Source organism: Azotobacter chroococcum (genome assembly GCF_002220155.1).
Classification (GTDB): Bacteria; Pseudomonadota; Gammaproteobacteria; order Pseudomonadales; family Pseudomonadaceae; genus Azotobacter; species Azotobacter chroococcum.
On record NZ_CP011835.1, the window covers coordinates 3677343 to 3697380 of the forward strand.

21 protein-coding genes are annotated in these 20038 nt (G+C 69.2%); 16 read left to right on the forward strand and 5 right to left on the reverse strand.

Features of this window, described 5'->3' with window-relative positions; all coding sequences use genetic code 11:
* The first annotated feature begins 53 nt into the window (after window positions 1-53).
* The 3 genes from ACG10_RS17125 (at window position 54) to ACG10_RS17135 (ending at window position 2015) form a co-directional block, all read left to right on the forward strand.
* The gene (locus ACG10_RS17125; protein ID WP_089169137.1) at window positions 54-938 is read left to right on the forward strand and encodes a cation diffusion facilitator family transporter; all 885 of its coding nucleotides are present in this window, start codon (window positions 54-56) and stop codon (window positions 936-938) included.
* Between the two features lie 334 nt (window positions 939-1272).
* Complete coding sequence (locus ACG10_RS17130) at window positions 1273-1752, forward strand: Lrp/AsnC family transcriptional regulator (RefSeq protein ID WP_089169138.1); 480 nt, start codon at window positions 1273-1275, stop codon at window positions 1750-1752.
* 59 nt (window positions 1753-1811) lie between these two features.
* On the forward strand, window positions 1812-2015 hold the full coding sequence (locus ACG10_RS17135; protein WP_039805838.1) for a DUF2788 domain-containing protein: 204 nt from the start codon (window positions 1812-1814) through the stop codon (window positions 2013-2015).
* Window positions 2016-2120: 105 nt separating this feature from the next.
* On the opposite strand, the gene ACG10_RS17140 is transcribed toward ACG10_RS17135, so the two are convergent.
* The 3 genes from ACG10_RS17140 to ACG10_RS17150 all read right to left on the reverse strand — a co-directional run bounded on the left by ACG10_RS17140 (window position 2121) and on the right by ACG10_RS17150 (window position 5146).
* Window positions 2121-2753: a pseudouridine synthase gene (locus ACG10_RS17140; protein WP_089169139.1), complete on the reverse strand. Its 633-nt coding sequence runs from the start codon at window positions 2751-2753 to the stop codon at window positions 2121-2123.
* 62 nt (window positions 2754-2815) lie between these two features.
* Window positions 2816-3628: an ethanolamine ammonia-lyase subunit EutC gene (gene eutC / locus ACG10_RS17145; protein WP_089169140.1), complete on the reverse strand. Its 813-nt coding sequence runs from the start codon at window positions 3626-3628 to the stop codon at window positions 2816-2818.
* 123 nt (window positions 3629-3751) lie between these two features.
* Complete coding sequence (locus tag ACG10_RS17150) at window positions 3752-5146, reverse strand: ethanolamine ammonia-lyase subunit EutB (RefSeq protein ID WP_089169141.1); 1395 nt, start codon at window positions 5144-5146, stop codon at window positions 3752-3754.
* A gap of 286 nt (window positions 5147-5432) precedes the next feature.
* Between ACG10_RS17150 and ACG10_RS17155 the strand changes: the two genes are divergently transcribed.
* The 7 genes from ACG10_RS17155 to ACG10_RS17185 all read left to right on the forward strand — a co-directional run bounded on the left by ACG10_RS17155 (window position 5433) and on the right by ACG10_RS17185 (window position 11495).
* Window positions 5433-6272 (forward strand): urease accessory protein UreD, encoded by an 840-nt coding sequence (locus tag ACG10_RS17155; protein ID WP_089169142.1) that lies wholly within the window; start codon window positions 5433-5435, stop codon window positions 6270-6272.
* Window positions 6273-6575, forward strand: coding sequence for an urease subunit gamma (locus tag ACG10_RS17160; protein ID WP_039805843.1), 303 nt, complete (start codon window positions 6273-6275; stop codon window positions 6573-6575). It abuts the gene before it with no gap.
* 10 nt (window positions 6576-6585) lie between these two features.
* Complete coding sequence (locus tag ACG10_RS17165; protein ID WP_039805844.1) at window positions 6586-6891, forward strand: urease subunit beta; 306 nt, start codon at window positions 6586-6588, stop codon at window positions 6889-6891.
* Between the two features lie 116 nt (window positions 6892-7007).
* Window positions 7008-8708: an urease subunit alpha gene (gene ureC / locus ACG10_RS17170; RefSeq protein WP_089169143.1), complete on the forward strand. Its 1701-nt coding sequence runs from the start codon at window positions 7008-7010 to the stop codon at window positions 8706-8708.
* Between the two features lie 528 nt (window positions 8709-9236).
* Window positions 9237-10184 (forward strand): lysylphosphatidylglycerol synthase transmembrane domain-containing protein, encoded by a 948-nt coding sequence (locus ACG10_RS17175; RefSeq protein WP_089169144.1) that lies wholly within the window; start codon window positions 9237-9239, stop codon window positions 10182-10184.
* A gap of 133 nt (window positions 10185-10317) precedes the next feature.
* Window positions 10318-10806, forward strand: coding sequence for a YMGG-like glycine zipper-containing protein (locus tag ACG10_RS17180; protein WP_232487134.1), 489 nt, complete (start codon window positions 10318-10320; stop codon window positions 10804-10806).
* Between the two features lie 239 nt (window positions 10807-11045).
* On the forward strand, window positions 11046-11495 hold the full coding sequence (locus ACG10_RS17185; protein ID WP_089169145.1) for a tellurite resistance TerB family protein: 450 nt from the start codon (window positions 11046-11048) through the stop codon (window positions 11493-11495).
* 28 nt (window positions 11496-11523) lie between these two features.
* On the opposite strand, the gene ACG10_RS17190 is transcribed toward ACG10_RS17185, so the two are convergent.
* Window positions 11524-12387: a DMT family transporter gene (locus tag ACG10_RS17190; protein ID WP_232487135.1), complete on the reverse strand. Its 864-nt coding sequence runs from the start codon at window positions 12385-12387 to the stop codon at window positions 11524-11526.
* A 235-nt stretch (window positions 12388-12622) separates the two neighbouring features.
* On the opposite strand from ACG10_RS17190, the gene ACG10_RS17195 reads away from it, so the two are divergent.
* From ACG10_RS17195 to ureG, 4 genes are all read left to right on the forward strand, one after another.
* Window positions 12623-13345, forward strand: coding sequence for a TorF family putative porin (locus tag ACG10_RS17195; protein ID WP_089169146.1), 723 nt, complete (start codon window positions 12623-12625; stop codon window positions 13343-13345).
* A 94-nt stretch (window positions 13346-13439) separates the two neighbouring features.
* Window positions 13440-13940 (forward strand): urease accessory protein UreE, encoded by a 501-nt coding sequence (gene ureE, locus ACG10_RS17200; protein WP_089169147.1) that lies wholly within the window; start codon window positions 13440-13442, stop codon window positions 13938-13940.
* A complete protein-coding gene (locus ACG10_RS17205) occupies window positions 13937-14611 on the forward strand; it encodes an urease accessory protein UreF (protein ID WP_089169148.1) in 675 nt (224 codons plus the stop codon). Before ureE ends, ACG10_RS17205 begins: the two co-directional genes overlap by 4 nt.
* Window positions 14612-14626: 15 nt before the next feature.
* Complete coding sequence (gene ureG, locus ACG10_RS17210; RefSeq protein ID WP_089169149.1) at window positions 14627-15250, forward strand: urease accessory protein UreG; 624 nt, start codon at window positions 14627-14629, stop codon at window positions 15248-15250.
* Window positions 15251-15429: 179 nt separating this feature from the next.
* On the opposite strand, the gene amn is transcribed toward ureG, so the two are convergent.
* Window positions 15430-16902, reverse strand: a complete 1473-nt coding sequence (gene amn / locus ACG10_RS17215; protein ID WP_039805854.1) for an AMP nucleosidase — start codon at window positions 16900-16902, stop codon at window positions 15430-15432.
* 182 nt (window positions 16903-17084) lie between these two features.
* Between amn and ACG10_RS17220 the strand changes: the two genes are divergently transcribed.
* Both ACG10_RS17220 and ACG10_RS17225 read left to right on the forward strand, forming a co-directional pair.
* Complete coding sequence (locus tag ACG10_RS17220; RefSeq protein WP_039805855.1) at window positions 17085-17846, forward strand: HpcH/HpaI aldolase family protein; 762 nt, start codon at window positions 17085-17087, stop codon at window positions 17844-17846.
* Between the two features lie 21 nt (window positions 17847-17867).
* Window positions 17868-19982 carry a TonB-dependent receptor family protein gene (locus ACG10_RS17225; RefSeq protein ID WP_089169150.1) on the forward strand — a complete coding sequence of 705 codons (2115 nt, stop codon included), beginning with the start codon at window positions 17868-17870 and terminating at the stop codon, window positions 19980-19982.
* Window positions 19983-20038: the final 56 nt, after the last annotated feature.

The window sequence follows — 20038 nt, forward strand, 5'->3', positions numbered from 1 at the left end:
GGCGCCCTGCTATCATGCCGCCCCGTTTTCCATGCCCAGCGAAGACCGCCCCGATGAGCACCCCGCAGCAACATGCCCGCCTGATGCGCCTGGCCAGCGCCGCCGCCCTGGCAGTCGCCATCTGCCTGGCGCTAGCCAAGGCGATCGCCTGGTGGCTGAGCGGCTCGGTCAGCCTGCTCGCCGGCCTGACCGACTCGCTGCTGGACGGCGCCGCCTCGCTGATCAACCTGCTGGCGGTGCACTACTCGCTGCGCCCGGCGGACGACGACCACCGCTACGGCCACGGCAAGGCCGAGGCACTGGCCGGCCTCGGCCAGGCGGTGTTCATCGGCGTCAGCGCCATCCTGGTCGGCGTGCAGGGCATCGACCGCCTGCTGCATCCGCAGCCGCTGCACGCGCAGACCCTGGGCATCGCGGTGATCCTGCTGTCGCTCGCGGCCACCGCCGTCCTGCTGCTGTTCCAGCGCCATGTGGTGCGGGTGACCGGCTCCACGGCGATCCGCGCCGACTCGCTGCACTACCGCTCCGACCTGCTGCTCAACACCAGCATCCTGCTCGCCCTGCTGCTGGTCCAGTTCGGTCTCGGCGAGCTGGACGCGCTGTTCGGCCTCGGCATCGCCGGCTACATCCTGTGGAGCGCTGCGCAGATCGGCCGCGAAGCGGTGACCGTGCTGATGGACACCGAGCTGTCCCCGGAGGTGCGCGAGCGGATCGCCGCACTGGCCGGCGGAGTCCCGGAGGTGATCGACGTGCACGACCTGCGCACCCGCATCTCCGGCACCCGCTGGTTCGTCCAGCTGCATGTGCGGCTGCCCGGCGGGATGACGCTGACCGAGGCCCACCAGCGCACCGAGGCGGTGGAACGGGCGATCCACGCGGAATTCCCGCGTGCCGAGGTGCTGGTGCACGCCGATCCGCCGCAGGGCGAGGCGGGCTGAGCGAAAGGGCGCAGCAACGAAAACGGGAGGAAAGGCCATGACCTTTCCTCCCGTTTCGGTTTCGTCCATTGCCGGCGAGGCTGTCGCCGTCTTCCCGCAGGCCTGGTTGGGCGCTGCGAGCCCGGGTGCCGCGCGACCCGGTAAGATCGCGCGGCGCCGGAGTGCCTGGTTGGGCGCTCCGGGTGGACCAGATGTCCGGGCCTCGAAGTTGGGAAAAGAATAAACCTGCGATTCCGACAGAGGATTGCGAACATTGCCTACCAAAGCACGACTTGCGCAATCATTCGGCAGGAAAGCAAGATAATCGGCAAACTTTCCACACGAGCCATCCGCCATGGGAAAACTCGACCGCTACGACCTGCGCATCCTCGCCGAACTGCAGCACGACGCCCGCCTCTCCAATCAGGAGCTGGCCGAGCGCATCGGCCTGTCGCCCTCGCCCTGCTCGCGGCGGGTCAAGCAGCTCGAGGACGACGGCTACATCCTGCGCCAGGTGGCCCTGCTCGACCGCAAGCAGCTCGGCCTGACCCTCACCGCCTACGTGCTGATCGGCATGGACCGGCACACCCCGGAGCGCTTCGAGCATTTCGAGGCGATCATCGGCAAGTGCCCGGAGGTGCTGGAGTGCAGCCTGGTCACCGGGATGGACGCCGACTACCAGCTGAAGGTGGTGGTACCGGACATGGACAGCTACCAGCAGTTCCTGCTCGGCACCCTGACCCGCATCGACGGCGTCTCCAGCGTGCGCTCGAGCTTCGTCCTGCGCCAGGTGCAGTCGAGCACCGAACTGCCGCTCGGCCACCTGCGCACCTGAGCCGCGGGCGACTCCGCTATACTCGCCGGTCTTTGTCACGAACCCGCCCGGAGGTCGCAATGGAGCCCGAAGTGTTCGAAGAGTGGATGATGATCGGCCTGGTCAGCGGCCTCATCCTGTACATGGCGTTCATCGTCTGGGACCTGGCGCGCAAGTCCAACGCCGGCCGTCTCGGCACCATGGTGCTGTTCTTCGCCCTCGGCCTCGGCGTGCTCGGCTTCGTCATCAAGACCCTGGTGATCGGCAGCCTGGAAGGGTTCTGACGGTCCCGCGAATCATCGAGCAACGCAGGGCGGATGCAACCCGCCGGACATGGCCAAGGCCTGACTCGCAATGGCGGGTTGCATCCGTACGGCTGACGCTCCCCCTCACAACCGCGCCGGCACTTCCTTCCACTCCCCGGGCGCCAGCCCTTCCAGGCTCCAGGGGCCGATGCGCACCCGCACCAAGCGCAGGGTCGGCAGGCCGACCGCGGCGGTCATGCGCCGCACCTGGCGGTTGCGCCCCTCGCGGATGGTCAGCTCCAGCCAGGCGGTCGGCACGCTCTTGCGAAAGCGCACCGGCGGATCGCGCGGCCAGAGTTCGGGCTCTGGGAGCCGACGCGCCTCGGCCGGCAGGGTCGGGCCGTCGTTGAGCGTCACCCCCTCGCGCAGGCGCTGGAGCTGCGCCTCGTCCGGCTCGCCCTCGACCTGCACCCAGTAGGTCTTGGCCAGCTTGTGCCTGGGATCGGCGATGCGCGCCTGCAGGCGGCCGTCGCTGGTCAAGAGCAGCAGGCCCTCGCTGTCGCGGTCCAGACGCCCGGCCGGATAGACGCCGGGAACCGGGATGAAGTCCTTGAGGGTCGCCCGCCCGTCGCCACCGCTGAACTGGGTGAGCACATCGAACGGCTTGTTGAACAGGATCAGCCGCGGCGCGACCGGCGGCGCCTTGGGCGGCCCCGGACGGCGGGCGGACGCCTGGCCGGCGGGACGGCGGGGTGCGGGACGGACTGGGCGGGCCATGGAGGGTTCACCGGACAAAAAGGGGCGCCCATGCTAGGGGCGCCCCCGACCTCCGGCAAGCCTCACCCCTCGCCGAGCAGGAAGTTGCCCGGCCCCGAGGCACCGCCGTCCAGTTGCAGCAGTTGCGCCTCGTCCTTCAGTTCCACCCCGGAGAGCTGGCGGCGGCAGGCCTCGCCCATCAGGTAGAGCAGCTTGTGGGCGGCCATGGCGTAGCTCAGGCCCTCCGGGCGCACGTTGGAGATGCAGTTGCGCGCGGCGTCGGTGAGGCCGATGCGCGGCGCGAAGGTGAAGTACAGGCCCAGGCTGTCCGGCGAGCTGAGACCGGGCCGCTCGCCGATGAGGATGACCGTCATCCGCGCGCCGAGCAGTTCGCCGATCTCGTCGGCCACCGCCACCCGGCCCTGCTCGACCAGGCTGACCGGCGCCAGCGACCAGCCCTCGGCCGGTAGCCGCTCCAGCAGGCAGTCGAGCAGCGGCAGGGCGTGGCGCTGCACGGCCAGCGCCGACAGCCCGTCGGCGACGACGATGGCCAGGTCCCGGCCGCCGCCGTGCGCAGTCCGGTGCTCGAGCAGCAGGGCGGCGGATTCTGCCTGCAGCCGGCGCCCCAGGTCGGGCCGTTGCAGGTAGGTGTCGCGGTCCCGGGCGGCGCTGTGCAGCAGCAGGCTGTCGAGGCCGCGCTGGCGCAGCCCGTCCTGCAGGGCGGCGGGTTCGAACGGCAGGTGCACGGCGTCGCGCGCCTGGGCATGGGCGAACTGGAAGGACAGATGCGCCGCGGTCGGCAGGCTGGCGCCGGCGCGGCCGAGGGCGATGCGCGCCGGGGTCAGGCGGCGCAGTTGCTGCCAGGGGTTTTCGGTGGCGGGGGATCTGTCGGACATGTCGACCTCGAAAAAGGCTGATTCTCTTCCCGGGACTCTCGTAGGGTGGAAAACCGCGCAGCGTTTTCCACCGGAACCCCACAACGGTGGGCAAGGCTACGCCGTTGCCCACCCTACGCCGGCTCAGGACAGACGCGCCAGCGCCGGGCGGAAGGCCGCCGGCAGCTCGTCGCCGAGGATCAGCCGGCCGCCGTCCTGGCGCAGGATGCCCATCCGCGCGAGCCACTCCTCGAACTCCGGCGCGGCGCGCAGGCCGAGGCTCTGCCGGGCGTAGAGGGCGTCGTGGAAGGAGGTGCTCTGGTAGTTGAGCATCACGTCGTCGGAACCGGGCACGCCCATGATGAAGTTGACCCCGGCCACGCCGAGCAGGGTCAGCAGCATGTCCATGTCGTCCTGGTCGGCCTCGGCGTGATTGGTGTAGCAGATGTCGCAGCCCATCGGCAGGCCGAGCAGCTTGCCACAGAAGTGGTCCTCGAGCCCGGCGCGGATGATCTGCTTGCCGTTGTAGAGGTATTCCGGGCCGATGAAACCGACCACGGTGTTCACCAGAAGCGGCCTGAAGCGCCGCGCCACGCCGTAGGCGCGCGCCTCGCAGGTCTGCTGGTCGACGCCGTGGTGGGCGTTGGCCGACAGCGCGCTGCCCTGCCCGGTCTCGAAGTACATCAGGTTGTCGCCGAGGCTGCCGCGCTTGAGGCTGAGGCCGGCTTCGTAGCCCTCGCGCAGCAGCTCCAGGTCGATGCCGAAGCTGGCGTTGGCCGCCTGGGTGCCGGCGATCGACTGGAACACCAGGTCGACCGGCAGGCCGCGCTCGATGGCGGCGATCGACGAGGTGACATGGGTGAGCACGCAGGCCTGGGTGGGGATCTGGTAGCGCTGGATCACCGCGTCGAGCATTTTCAGCAGTTCGCCGATCGCCTCCAGGCTGTCGCTGGCCGGGTTGACGCCGATCACCGCGTCGCCGTTGCCGTAGAGCAGGCCGTCGAGGACGCTGGCGGCGATGCCCGCCGGATCGTCGGTGGGATGGTTGGGCTGCAGACGGGTGGAAAGCCGTCCGCGCTGCCCGAGGCTGTTGCGAAAGCGCGTCTCCACGCGGATCTTCTGCGCCACCAGCACCAGGTCCTGGACGCGCATCAGCTTGGACACCGCGGCGGCCATCTCCGGGGTCAGTCCCGGCGCCAGGGCGCGCAGACTCGCCTCGTCGGCCGCCGGGCCGAGCAGCCAGTCGCGCAGGCCGCCGACGGTGAGATGGGCGACCGGGGCGAAGGCCGCGGCGTCGTGGCTGTCGAGGATCAGCCGGGTGACCTCGTCCGCCTCGTAGGGGATCACCGCCTCGTTCAGGAAGTGCCCGAGCGGCACCTCGGCCAGCGCCATCTGCGCCGCCACCCGTTCGGCGTCGCTGTCTGCCGCCACCCCGGCCAGGTAGTCGCCGGAACGCGCCGGGCTGGCCTTGGCCAGCAGTTCGCGAAGACTGTCGAAGCGCCAGGTCTGGCCGCCGACGGCATGGGCAAAACCGCTCATGGGAACCCCTCCCGGAAAAAGGTCGTGTGCGGAAACCTTAGGGCCTGTTGACGTTTGGGCGTGAGCCGCGTTGCCGCGTCAAATGCCGCCAGGCAAGGCGCGGGTCGCCGGCAATGGTCATTCCCTTGCCAAGACCCGCAACGCCGCATGGCGGCATTTGCCGCGCAACCCGCAGGGACGCCCTGGCGCCATTGAAGCAGAGCCGCGGCGGCCAGCCTACCCCGGTGGCCTAGAGCGGCCCTCGGCGCCACGCTACACTGGCGCTCCACGACCACGGCAGACCCCGATGAACGCGCCCACGGCTCCCGTCCTGTTCAGCCCCGCCTGGCACGCCGAGCTGGACCTCGCCTATGCCCGGGCCGGCGACGCCACGCGCCCGGTGCGGCGCCGCCACGCGGGGCCGCTGCGGGTGCAGAAGCACCTCTACCCGGAAGGGCCGCAGGTCTGCCAGCACATCCTCGTGCATCCGCCGGGCGGCATCGCCGGCGGCGACCGCCTGGAGATCGCCGCCGAGGTCGGCAGCGGCGCCTGGGCGCAGCTGACCAGCCCCGGCGCGGCCAAGTGGTACCGCGCCGCCGCCCCGGCCATGCAGCAATTAAGGTTGCACGTGGCGGCCGGCGCCACCCTGGAATGGCTGCCCCAGGAAACCATCGTCTACTCCGCCGCCCAGGCCGAGCTGTCCACGCGGATCGAACTGGAGAGTGACGCCCGGCTGTTCTACTGGGACATCGTCGCCCTCGGCCGGCCGGCCAGCGGCGAGCGCTTCGCTGCCGGCCGCTACCGCGCCGCCCTGGACATCCGCCGCGACGGCCGCCTGCTCTGGCACGAGCGCCAGCGCCTGGACGGCGGCGACAGCCTGCTCGACTCGCCGATCGGCCTGGACGGCGCGCCGGTGTTCGCCACCCTGCTGGTCACAGGCGAGATCGACGCCGCGCTGCTGGCGCGCTGCCGCGAGCTGCCCGCCCGGGTGCGCGGCGACCTCACCCAACTGCCGAATCTCCTGGTCGGCCGCTGCCTGGCCTATCAGGCTCTGCACGCCCGCGCCTGGCTGATCGACCTCTGGCGCCTGCTGCGCCCCGCCCTGCTCGGCCGCGACGCCCTTCCCCCCCGCATCTGGAGCACCTGAATGGATCTGACGCCCCGCGAGAAAGACAAGCTGCTGATCTTCACCGCCGGCCTGCTGGCCGAGCGGCGCCTGGCCCGCGGCCTCAGGCTCAACCACCCGGAAGCCGTGGCCTACATTTCCGCCGCCCTGCTCGAGGGCGCCCGCGACGGCCATACGGTGGCCGAGCTGATGCACATCGGCACCACCCTGCTGACCCGCGACCAGGTGATGGAGGGCGTGCCGGAGATGATCCCGGAGATCCAGATCGAGGCCACCTTCCCCGACGGCACCAAGCTGGTGACCGTGCACCAACCGATCGCATGAGGAACCCGCGATGATCCCCGGCGAATACCAGATCCAGGACGGCGAGATCGAACTCAACGCCGGCCGCCGCACCCTCGTCCTGTCCGTGGCCAACACGGGCGACCGGCCGATCCAGGTCGGCTCCCACTACCACTTCTTCGAGACCAACGACGCCCTGCTCTTCGACCGCGCGCAGGCCCGCGGCATGCGTCTGAACATCCCGGCCGGCACCGCGGTGCGCTTCGAGCCGGGGCAGAGCCGCGAGGTCGAGCTGGTCGAGCTGGCCGGCCTGCGCCGGGTCTACGGCTTCGCCGGGCGGGTGATGGGCGAGCTGTAGCCGTCCCTCCCCATACCCTTGCGTAGGGTGGAAAACGCCGCAGGCTTTTCCACCGCTCACGGAAAACGCGGTGGACAAGCAGAGCGTTGTCCACCCTACAGACAGGAACGAACGCCATGAAAATCAGCAGACAAGCCTACGCCGACATGTTCGGCCCCACGGTCGGCGACCGGGTGCGCCTGGCCGACACCGACCTGTGGATCGAGGTGGAGCAGGACTTCACCGTCTACGGCGAGGAGGTGAAGTTCGGCGGCGGCAAGGTGATCCGCGACGGCATGGGCCAGGGCCAGCTCGCGAGTGACGCGGTGGTCGACACCCTGATCACCAACGCGCTGATCCTCGACCACTGGGGCATCGTCAAGGCCGACGTCGGCCTCAAGAACGGGCGCATCGCCGCCATCGGCAAGGCCGGCAATCCGGACATCCAGCCGGGGGTGACCATCGCCATCGGCGCCGCCACCGAGGTGATCGCCGGCGAGGGGATGATCCTCACCGCCGGCGGCATCGACAGCCACATCCACTTCATCTGCCCGCAGCAGATCGAAGAGGCGCTGATGAGCGGCATCACCACCATGATCGGCGGCGGCACGGGACCGGCCACCGGCACCAACGCCACCACCGTCACGCCCGGCCCCTGGCACATCGCGCGCATGCTGCAGGCCGCCGACGCCTTCCCGATGAACCTCGGCTTCACCGGCAAGGGCAACGTCAGCCTGCCCAAGCCCCTGGCCGAGCAGATCGAGGCCGGCGCCATCGGCCTCAAGCTCCACGAGGACTGGGGCACCACCCCGGCGGCCATCGACAACTGCCTGAGCGTCGCCGACCAGTACGACGTGCAGGTGGCGATCCACACCGACACCCTCAACGAGTCCGGCTTCGTCGAGACCAGCCTGGCCGCCTTCAAGGGCCGCACCATCCACACCTACCACACCGAAGGCGCCGGCGGCGGCCACGCGCCGGACATCATCAAGGCCTGCAGCCTGCCCAACGTGCTGCCCAGCTCGACCAACCCGACCCGGCCGTTCACCCGCAACACCATCGACGAGCACCTGGACATGCTGATGGTCTGCCACCACCTCGACCCGAGCATCGCCGAGGACGTTGCGTTTGCCGAAAGCCGCATCCGCCGCGAAACCATCGCCGCCGAGGACATCCTTCACGACCTCGGCGCCTTCAGCATGATCAGCTCCGACAGCCAGGCCATGGGCCGGGTCGGCGAGGTGATCGTCCGCACCTGGCAGACCGCCGACAAGATGAAGAAGCAGCGCGGCGCCCTGCCCGAGGACGCGCCGGGCAACGACAACTTCCGGGTCAAGCGCTACGTCGCCAAGTACAGCATCAACCCGGCGATCACCCACGGCATCAGCCACGAGGTCGGCTCGGTGGAGGTCGGCAAGTGGGCCGACCTGGTGCTCTGGCGCCCGGCGTTCTTCGGCGTGAAGCCGTCGCTGATCCTCAAGGGCGGCGCCATCGCCGCGAGCCTGATGGGCGACGCCAACGCCTCGATCCCCACCCCGCAGCCGGTGCACTACCGGCCGATGTTCGCCAGCTTCGCCGGCTCGCGCCACGCCACCAGCATCACCTTCATCAGCCAGGCGGCGCTGGCCGCCGGAGTGCCGGAGCAGCTCGGGCTGCAGAAGCGCATCGGCGTGGTCAAGGGCTGCCGGAACGTGCAGAAGAAGGACCTGATCCACAACAGCGCCACCCCGCAGATCGAGGTCGACCCGCAGACCTACCAGGTCAGGGCCGACGGCCAGCTGCTCTGGTGCGAACCGGCCGAGGTGCTGCCGCTGGCGCAGCGCTACTTCCTCTTCTAACCTCTCGGCCGGCCAGCACTGGCTTCTGGCCATTGCCGCTGGCAGCGACCACCGCCAGGCCCGCCGGTCGCTGCCGGCCGACTGCCGCTCATCTGCGCCCCGCAGCGACGACACGTCCGGTAACGCCCAGGGCAAGCGGGTGAGTTGAGCCCGGCCAGCAGCTTCGGGATACTGCGCGGCGCCATGCGTTAAGCTGGCCGCGAAACGGGCATCAGGGTCTGCTGACGTTTTGGCGTAGGCCGCGACGGCGGCCCGTTTGGCGCAGAACAAGGAACGAGGAGAGAAGTTTGGTCATTCCAAATGAACGACGAGCGACGCCGTGCTGCGCCAAACGGATCCCGTCCCTGCGGGTTGCGCGGCAAATGCCGCCATGCGGCGTTGCGGGTCTTGGCAAGGGAATGACCATTGCCGGCGACCCGCGCCTTGCCTGGCGGCATTTGACGCGGCAACGCGGCTCACGCCAAAACGTCAACAGACCCTAAAGGCGTCGTGCGGAACGCACCGTCGAGAGAATAAGGAGCCAAGCCCTTGAAAAAGCGAAGCGATCTCATCTGGACGCTGATCGGTCTCGGGGCTGTGGTGCTGTCCTGCTTCCTGCTTTACCGCGAACTGCAGAACATTTCCCTGACAGATATCGCCGACAGCCTGCGGGCGATCCCCACCAGTAGCTGGCTGATGGCCTCGACGGCCACCTGCGGCGCCTACTGGGCGCTGGCCTGGTACGACCGTATCGCCATCGCCCACCTGGGCAAGCGCATCCCCTGGCGCTTCATCACCCTCTGCTCCTTCACCACCTACGCCCTGGCCCACAACATCGGCGCCTCGGTGTTCTCCGGCGCCATGGTGCGCTACCGCGCCTACCGCACCAAGGGCCTGTCGCCCCACGAGATCGGCATCCTCATCGTCTTCTGCTCCCTGACCTTCGCCCTCGGCACCCTGCTGACCGGCGGCTGCGTGCTGGTGCTGCAGCCCTCGCTGATCCAGCGCCTGGTCGAGATCCCGCCGCCGCTCTCGGTGACGATCGGCGGCGCCCTGCTGTCGCTGGTGGCCCTCTACGTGCTCGGCTCCTGGCGCCGGTTCAAGCCCTGGACCCTGGGCAAGCTGCACATCGAGTACCCGAGCCTGCCGATCGTCGGCCGCCAGTTGCTCGCCGGACCGCTGGAGCTGCTCTGCGCCGCGGCAATCATCTATTTCGCCCTGCCCGCGGAAAACAGCCCCGGCTACCTGACGGTACTCGGCGTGTTCCTCGCCTCCTTCTCCCTGGCCCTGCTGTCGCACGCCCCCGGCGGCCTCGGCGTGCTCGAGGTGACCTTCCTCGCCGCCCTGCCGGAACTCGATCCAGCGGACGTGCTGGCCGCACTGCTCGTCTTCCGCGGCTTCTACCTGCTGATACCCTTCGTCCTGTCGCTGCTGGTGGTGCTGGGCTTCGAATGGAGCCAGTGGCAGGCCCGCCGCGGCACCGCCGGCGACCATTGAGCCGAGGGGCTGCCGCTGGCGCAGCGCTATTTCCTCTTCTGAAGAAGGGCGCGGCGGCGCCGTGCAGGACCGCGGGGGCGGGTCCAGACTGGAGGGACCACACGCTTCGGCGAACCCCTCAGGAGAACTACCCATGCCCCGATTCACTGCCCTGCACGCCTTCACGGGACTGCTGCTGGCCGGCGCGCTGCTCGATGCCCGCGCGGCCACCGTGGTCCCGCTGAAAGGCCAGACCCCGGACCAGATCCAGGCGGACGTCGCCGCCTGCCAGTCGCAGGCCGGCAGCACCCAGGCCAGCTCGTCCAGCGACGACGATTCCCGAGAGGGCGGACGCGTGCGCGGCGCGGCGAAAGGCGCTGCAGCCGGCGCGGCGGTCGCCGAGGTGCGCGGTAAGCAGCACGAGGAGCTCTACGACAAAGCCGACGACGACCTCAAGGAGGAATACCGCCAGGAACAGGCGCGCCAGGCAGCGGCCGCCGGCGTGGCGGTCAGCGGCTCCCGCCAGCGCCAGGAGCGCCGTGACGACCGCCGTGACGACCGCGGCAGCGAGCAGAGCAGCGCGAATGCCGAGCAGGCCTATATCAACTGCATGAGCGCCCGCGGCTACTCGGTCAGCCCCTGAGCCCGCCCCCAACCGCCGGCCGCGGTGCCTGGCAGAAGGCCCGCGCCGGGTGCCGAAACGGGCGTCGCCCTTGAAACCCGAAAATCCGGATACATATCCATGCCTGCGCCGGGCGTCAGGCTCTGCGCGGGCTGCCGGGCCGTATCCCGCGCACGGTCCGGGCACGGCACTGGCCAAACTGCAGCGGATCGACCATAGTCGGCCGCCGTCCCCGGCAACACTTGATCAGGAGTAACCCAATGCTCGATTGGCTGAAAAGCAACACGGCTGCAGCACGCGAAAAGCTCGCCACTGAAGTGACCAAGTTCCGCAACCGCGAGTTCATGGAAGCAGTGGTCGCCGGCTGCGCGCTGGTGGCGGCCGCCGACGGCAGCATCAGCAGCAGCGAAAAGCAGAAGATGATCGGCTTCATCCAGAACTCGAACGAGCTCAAGGTGTTCGATCTCAACGAGGTCATCAAGGCCTTCACCGACATCTGCCTCAAGTTCGAATTCGATGCCGAGATCGGCCGCGCCGAGGCGCTGCGCACGGTCTGCAAGCTGCGCGGCAAGGACGATGCGGCCCGCCTGCTGGTGCGCGTCTGCTGTGCGATCGGCAACTCCGACGGCAACTTCGACGAAGGCGAGCGCACCGTCTGCCGCAGCATCTGCGCCGAACTCGGCCTGAACCCGGGCGACTTCGGGCTCTGATCCCCTCCCCGGCCGCAGCGGCAGGCGCTCAGGCCGTCCGCCGCTGCACCCAGACCGACAGCACCCCGCTGGCGATGACGATGGCGATGCCCAGCAGGGCGCCGCCATCCGGCACATGGCCGAAGGCGACAAGGCCGACCAGCACGGCGAAGATCAGCTGCGAATAGGTGAAGGGCGCCAGGGTCGCGGCACTGGCGTAGCGGTACGCATGGCTCAGCAGCAGGTGCCCGAACATGGCCACGCCGCCCACCACGGAGAGCAGCAGGCCGTCGTGCAGGTCCGGCGTCTCCCAGTAGAACGGCACCAGCAGGCTCAGCAGCAGGGAGCCGACCAGGCTGGAGAGGAAGTTGCAGGTGACCGGGTCGTCGCTCTCGCTGAGACGCCGGGTGAGCAGCATGAAGACCGCCAGACACAGCGCCGCGCCCAGCGGCAGCAGGGCCGCCGGGGTGAACAGCGCGCCGCCCGGCCGCACGATGACCAGCACGCCGAGCAGACCGAGGATCACCGCCCCCCACTGGCCGCGGCTGACCCGCTCGCGCAGCAGCGTCGCCGACAGCCCGGTGATGAACAGCGGCGCCAGGAACAGCACCGCGGTCGCCTCGCCAATCGGGATGTGGCGCAGGGACGAGACGAACAGCAGGCTGACCGCGACCAGGCACAGCCCCCGGACCAGCTGCAGCAGCGGGTGGGACGTGCGGACGATGGCCAATCCCCGGCGCGGCCCGAACAGCAGCAGCATCGCGGTGCTCTGCGACAGATAGCGCGCCCAGACCACCAGGATCAGCGGATGGCTCAGCGCCAGGTACTTGGCCATGCCGTCATGGCTGGCCAGGACCAGTCCGGCGGCGAGAATCAGCAGTATCCCGTGGAACGGATGGGAGGCGGTGTTCAAGGACGAACCCTCGACAAGGGACGGACGGAAGGAACCGAAAGCAGCCTAAGCGTTATGCTTGATAAGCATCAAGCGCAAAAACATCCGCATGCCATTGCAGCGAATGCAACAAACCCTCTGGCGCTTTGACACGACTGGGCCTGGCCGCCGGGCAGGCGTTATCCTGCGGCCTTGCCCGAGGCATCGGCTGGATACGGAGGCAGCCGGCGGCCCAAGCGGAAACAGGGAGAAAGCGATGATTGGCAGGAGCAAGGCGGTTCTGGCGCTGCTCGCCGGAGCAGCCGCGACGGCACAGGCCCAGATGCTGGAGCGCGAACTGGGCGACCTCAAACTGAAACTCGGCTCGACGCCGAGCCGCAGCATGGCCCAGGGACTGGTGCAGCCGGAGCGGGTCGGCACCTTCCACGGCGGCTTCGACCTGACCCACCCCGACGGCTGGTACCTCGGCAACTGGTCGCCGAGCGCCGGCCTGCTCGGCAACAGCCGGCTGGAGCTGAACTCCTACCTGGGCTACCAGCGCGCCTCCGACGACACCCTGGGCTACGAGTTCGGCCTGATCCGCTACAGCTTCCCGCGCCTGGAGGACCTCGACCGGCACGAGCTGTACGCCGGCATCAGCCTCGCGGACAGCCGCCTGGGCGCCGCCTGGAACCTGGCCCCCGGGCGCAGCGACGGCACCCTGCTGCTCGACCTGGACCTGCTGCATCCGCTGAACCTGGACATGACCCTGACCTACGCCAACCATGCCCTGGACCGCCCGGTGCAGCTGTCCGACGGCGCCAGCTTGCAGCGCTTCAACGACTGGTCGCTGAACCTGTCGCGCCCCTGGCTCGGCCTGCAGGTCGGCGTCAGCTACAGCGGCTCGGATCTGCGCGGCAACGGCTGCAGCGCCTATTCGGGGCAGAACGCCCAGTGCGACGACTCCCTGACGCTGCGCCTGGAGCATCCGCTGTTCTAGAAAAACGCTCCGTCAGGCCCTACAGTCAGCCGATGACCGCCTGTCGCCCGTGAACGGCGCCCGGCCCCGGCCGCCTCTCCGACGGAATCCGCCCATGCTGACGATTCGCCAACGCACCGCGCCGCGCCCCGCCTGGGACGCCGAACTGGAACTGACCTTCGAGGCGCGCAGCAAGAGCCGCCTGCGCTGCTTCACCAGCGCCGGCGAGGACGTCGGCCTGTTCCTCGAGCGCGGCCAGCCGCCGCTGGCCGACGGCGACTGCCTGCTGGCCGACGACGGCCGCGTCGTCCGCGTCCGCGCCCGTCCCGAAAAGCTGCTGCACGTCACCTGCGCCAGCGCCTTCGAACTGACCCGCGCCGCCTACCACCTGGGCAACCGCCACGTCGCCCTGCAGCTCGGCGACGGCTGGCTGCGCCTGCTCGACGACTATGTGCTGAAGGACATGCTGCTCAAGCTCGGCGCCAGCGTGGAGGCCATCGAGGCGCCCTTCCAGCCCGAACACGGCGCCTACGGCGGCGGCCACCACCACTCCCACGCCGGCGAGGCCGAATTCAGCTACGCACCGAAGCTGCACCAGTTCGGCGTGCGCAAATGAGTGCGACCTGGGCGCTGCTGCGCCTCGCCAGCCCGCAGCTGCCGATCGGCGGCTACAGCTATTCCCAGGGCCTGGAGCTGGCCGTCGAACGGGGCCTGGTGCATGACAGCGCCAGCGCCCGGCGCTGGCTGGAAGACCAGCTGCTGCTCAACCTCGCCCGCTTCGAGGCGCCGCTGCTGCTGGCCCAGTGCACGGCCGCCGCGGATGGCGACTGGGAGAGGCTGGAAGAGCTCGCCGAACACCACCGCGCCAGCCGCGAAACCCGCGAACTGCACCTGGAAAGCCGGCAGATGGGCTACTCCCTGCGCCAGCTGCTGGAGGACCTGCCGGAGCTGGACACGCCCTCGCGCAGCTTCCTGGCACGGATCGCCGAACCCGGCCTGGCGCCGGCCTGGGCGCTGGCGGCGCGCGCCTGGGGCATCGCGCCTGCGGACGCCCTCGCCGCCTGGCTGTGGAGCTGGCTGGAGAACCAGCTGGCGGTGCTGATGAAGACCCTGCCACTCGGCCAGCAGGCCGCCCAGCGCCTGACCTCGGCCCTGCTGCCGGCGCTGTCCGAGGCGCAGCGCACGGCCTGCGCGCGCGAGCCCGACGACTGGGGCAGCGCCGCCTTCGGCCTGGCCCTGGCCAGCATGGCCCACGAGCGCCAGTACAGCCGTCTTTTCCGTTCCTGACAGGAGACAACCACAATGAACAGCCAACCCCTGCGCGTCGGCATCGGCGGCCCGGTCGGTTCCGGCAAGACCGCCCTGACCCTGGCGCTGTGCCGGGCCCTGCGCGAGCGCTACAACCTCGCCGTGGTGACCAACGACATCTACACCCAGGAGGACGCCGAGTTCCTGGTGCGCAACGAGGCGCTGGCGCCGGAGCGGATCATCGGCGTGGAAACCGGCGGCTGCCCGCACACGGCGATCCGCGAGGACGCCTCGATCAATCTGGAGGCGGTCGACCAGCTCAACCGCCGCTTCCCCGGCCTCGAGCTGATCCTCGTCGAGTCCGGCGGCGACAACCTCTCCGCCACCTTCAGCCCGGAACTCTCCGACCTGACCCTCTACGTGATCGACGTCTCCGCCGGCGACAAGCTGCCGCGCAAGGGCGGCCCGGGGATCTGCAAGTCGGACCTCTTGGTGATCAACAAGATCGACCTGGCGCCCATGGTCGGCGCCTCGCTGGAGGTGATGGAGCGCGACGCCCGCAAGATGCGCGGCGAGCGGCCGTTCGTGTTCAGCAACCAGAAGACCGGCCAGGGCCTCGACGCAATCATCGCCTTCATCGAGCGGCAGGGCATGCTCGGCGTGGCCGGCAGCGCCTGAACAGCGCATGGTGGAAAACGACCGCAGGTCTTTTCCACCTGCCAGTGCGTAGGGCGGGTTAGCCGCAACGCGGCGTAACCCGCCAAGGATGCCGGCAGGCATCCCCATTGCCGGCCTGACGGCCGGTCGATGGGTACGGCCTGCGGCCTGACCCACCCTACGGCGGCAGGCCGCGGCACTCAGCGGAACGGCGGCTCGTCGAAGCTGCGCAGCTTGCGCGAGTGCAGGGTGTCGAGCTGGCCGCGCAGCAGATCGAGGGCGGCGATGCCGATGCGCAGGTGCTGGCTCACCGCCCGCTCGTAAAAGGCGTTCGCCGCGCCGGGCAGCTTGATCTCGCTGTGCAGCGGCTTGTCCGAGACGCACAGCAGGGTGCCGTAGGGCACCCGCAGGCGATAGCCCTGGGCGGCGATGGTGCCGCTCTCCATGTCCACCGCCACCGCCCGCGAGAGGTTGATCAGCGGCCGCTCCTGGGCCCAGCGCAGCTCCCAGTTGCGGTCGTCGTAGGTCAGCACGGTGCCGGTGCGCAGGCGGCGCTTCAAGGCCTCGCCCTGCTCCCCGGTGACCTGCGCGGCGGCCTCCTGCAGCGCCTGCTGCACCTCGGCCAGCGCCGGCAGCGGAATGTGCGGCGGCAGCACCCGGTCGAGGATGCCGTCGCGGCGCATGTAGGCGTGCGCCAGCACATAGTCGCCGATGGTCTGCGACTGCCGCAGGCCGCCGCAGTGGCCGATCATCAGCCAGCAGTGCGGGCGCAGCACCGCCAGGTGGTCGGTGATGTTCTTCGCGTTCGATGGGCCGACGCCGATGTTCACTAGGGTGATGCCGTGGCCGTCCTCGGCGATCAGGTGGTAGGCCGGCATCTGGTAGCGGTGCCAGACCACCGCGTCGGCCACCGCCTGGGCGTCCTCCTCGGAAGTCCCGCGCTCGATGATCACGTTGCCCGGCAGCACCAGGCGCACGAAGCGGCCGTCCTCGCGCAGCCGCTCGAGGCCGTGGCGGACGAACTGGTCGACGTAGCGGTGGTAGTTGGTCAAGAGGATCCACGGCTGCACGTGGCGCCAGTCGCTGCCGGTGTAGTGCACCAGGCGGCGCAGGGAGAAGTCCACCCGCGCCGCATCGAACAGCGCCAGCGGGAAGGACTCGGCACCGGCCCAGGCGAGCAGGCCGTCGGCGACGTCGTCGGAGGCCGCGGCCAGGTCGGTGCTGGGGAAGACCCGCGCCAGCTCGGCGGCGGTGATCCCCGAGCCGCCCAGCTCGTCGCCCTGCTCCACCACATAGGGATAGGGAATGTCCTGTATCCCCACGCCGACCTCGACCTGCACGTTGAAGTCGTTCATCAGCGGGCGCAGCTGGTCGAGCAGATAGCGGCGGAAGGCCTGCGGCTGGGTCACGGTGGCGCTGTAGACGCCGGCGGCCTGGACCCGGGCATAGGCACGGATGGTGGAGGGCACTTGGCCCTGCGGCAGGTGGGTCAGGCGCAGCTCGGGATAGCGGAACAGGTGGCGCTGTGCGGCATCCGGCTCGACCCGCTCGGTCAGGTAGCGCTTGAGCGCCTGGCGCAGGGCGGAGGTGGCGCGCAGGTGCAGGGCGGCGAGGCGGTCCACCGCCTCCTCGGCGGTGGCCGCGACGATGAAGGCATCGCTGTCGGTATTCACGATCGGACTCTCTGTCGTTCTGTCACCGCCTATCTTGCCCGGATTTGCCTGTCGGGCGTTAGCCGGTCGCCCGGCGGGCGATTTGCGGCCCAACCCATTAATACGAAACGGAACCCTTGACGTTTAGCTTACAAAACAATAACAATTCTCATTAATACAGCAGACACACATACATACACACGATGCTCAGACAATCCGTTGTGTTCGCCCGGCTGCGGCAGGGCGACGAAGTCTTTGGCTTGCTCAATTCGGTGCCTTCTCCCCTGCTCTGCGAAATGATCGCCGCCGCCGGCTATCACTTCGTGATCCTCGACATGGAGCACCTGCTGCGCTCCGGCGACGAGCTGATGCACTGCCTGCGCGCCTGCGAAAGCGCCGGCATCGCGCCCTGGCTGCGCCTGCCCGAGGTGGACGAGAAGCTGATCGGCCGGGCCCTGGACGCCGGCGTCGAAGCCATCGTGCTGCCGCGGGTGGAAAGCGCCGCGGAAGTCGAGCGGGCCATCGCCGCCGCCTGTTTCCCGCCCCGCGGCCGGCGCGGCATCAGCGGCGGACGGGTCACCGGCTTCGGCAGCCTGGCGCTGCCGGACTACATCGAACTGGCCAACGGCGAGCCGCGCATCGTGCCGATGATCGAAAGCGCCGCCGGCCTCGCGGCCCTGCCGGAGATTCTCGCCCTGCCGGGGGTCGGCATGATCCTCGAAGGCGCCCTCGACCTGGCCCTCGACCTGCAGCTCGGCCCCGATCCGACCCATCCGCAGGTCTGGGAAGCGCTGCAGTCGATGGCCGCCGCCTGCGCCGCCGCCGGTGTGCCCTTCTGCGCCAACCCGCGCACCCCCGAACAGATCCGCCACTGGCGCGGCCAGGGCATCAGGAGCTTCCTCGCCGGCGAAGACCGCGGCCTGCTGCTCGCCGCGCTGAAGAGTCGCCTGAACAGTTTCCATTAACCCACAGAAGTCCGACCATCCATGAAAACCAACACTCGCCAGTTCAGCTGGTCCTTCAGCCTGCTGGCTGTGGCCGTGGCGCTGGCTCAACCCGCGCTCGCCGAGGAGCGCCAGGAAAACGAGGCCTCCAAGGAGGAGAAGGTCTCGCTCTCTGCCACCGTGATCAAGGGCGACGTGCTCGGCCAGGCCACCGACGAGGAAGTCCGCACCTACTCGGGCAGCCGCAGCGTGGTCAAGGCCGAGGACCTCGAGAAAGCCAGCGTGCGCGGCCTGGACGATGCGCTGCAGCGCGTGCCGGGCGTGAAGATCTTCGACGAGACCGGCACCGGCGTGCTGCCGCAGATCTCCGTGCGCGGCCTCTACGAGAGCCGCAGCGGCCGCGTGCAGGTGCTCTCCGACGGTATCCCGCTGTCCCTGTCGCCCTACGGCCAGACCAGCCTGTCGCTGTTCCCGCAGACCCTGGCGACCGTCGAGCGGATCGACATCGTGCGCGGCGGCGCCGCGGTGCAGTACGGCCCGAACAACGTCGGCGGGGTGATCAACTTCATCAGCAAGCCGATTCCCAAGAAGTGGGAGCACAACCTCGCCGAGCGCATCACCTTCTACGAAGGCGGCCACCAGCTGTACGACACCTACTTCAGCACCGGCGGCCAGGTCACCGACAGCCTCGGCCTGTTCTTCGAGTACAACACCAAGAGCGGCCACTACGAGCGCGACAACTCCGACACCGACGTCGAGAACATCCGCCTGCGCGGCCAGTGGGACATCGACGAGAACCGCAGCCTGAGCTTCGGCGTCCAGCGCTACGACGCCGACATGGAGCTGGCCGGCGCCCTCAGCAAGGACGACTACAAGGACGACCGCCGCGACTCGACCCGCCCCCTCGACCGCTTCGAGGGCGACACCGACCGCCTGTGGGGCACCTACAAGCAGTACCTGGGCAGCATCGGCTTCGCCGACGACGTGGAGTTCAGCTTCACCGGCTTCGGCCACCACGACTACCGCAACTTCTACGTCGGCCTGGACTCCAAACGCACCTTCAACCCGGAAAATCCGCCGGCCTACGAGCAGGACGCGCCCCGCGACTACAAGGTCTGGGGACTCGAGCCGCGCGTGAGCTTCACCATCTACGGCGACAAGGTGAACCAGACCTGGCTGATCGGCGGCCGCTACGTCCGCGAAGACACCGAGTTCGAGGTCTACCGGGAAGACCTGAAGAGCGGCGCGGTGACCACCGTCCGCGACTGGGACTTCGACACCGAAGGCAAGGCCACCTACATCAGCAACGCCATCAGCATGCTCGACGGCCGCCTGACCGTCACCCCCGGCATCCGCCACGAACGCGTGCACCAGGACTATTCGGACGCGGTCAGCGGCAAGAAGACCGAGAACCTCGACGACGAATGGCTGCCCGGCCTGACCGTCGGCTACCAGATCACCGACGACTGGTTCCTCTTCGCCAACGCCCAGCGCTCGCTGCGCGTGCCGCAGATCACCACCATCGTCTATGACGGCGACGTCAGCTCCGAGGTTGCCTGGAACTACGAGGCCGGCTTCCGCTACACGCCCCTGCCGAACCTGCGCTACGACTTCAACCTGTACCGCATCGACTTCGACGACCAGATCGTCTTCCAGGACGGCGCCTGGAAGAACGTCGGCAGCACCCGCCAGCAGGGCTTCGAGACCGAGCTGTTCTGGACCCCGGCGGCCATGCCCAACCTCGACCTGCACGCCAGCTACGCCTTCCTCGACGCCAGGATCCGCACCGGCCAGTACGAAGGCAACGAGGTGCCCTACGCCTCCCAGAGCCAGTTCAACGTCGACGGCCGCTGGCGCTTCGCCGAGGGCTGGACCTACACCCTGGACGGCCTGTACGTCAGCGAGGCCTACTCGGACGACGCCAACCACCGCGAGGAGAACGCCACCGGCTCCTACGGCGAGCTGCCCTCCTACTGGATCTGGAACACCTCGCTGGAGCGCAAGTTCAAGCTCAAGGAAAGCGAGCTGACCACCTCGCTCGGCGTCAGCAACCTGTTTGGCCGCGAGTACTACTTCCGCGGCATCGACACCAGTCCCATGGGCCGCCAGCCGGCGCCCGGACGCGCCTTCACGGTCGCGGCCAACTACCGCTTCTAAGCCTCCCCCTTCCCCCAACTGCACTGCAGGCATCGCCGTCCAGCCTCACGGCCGGA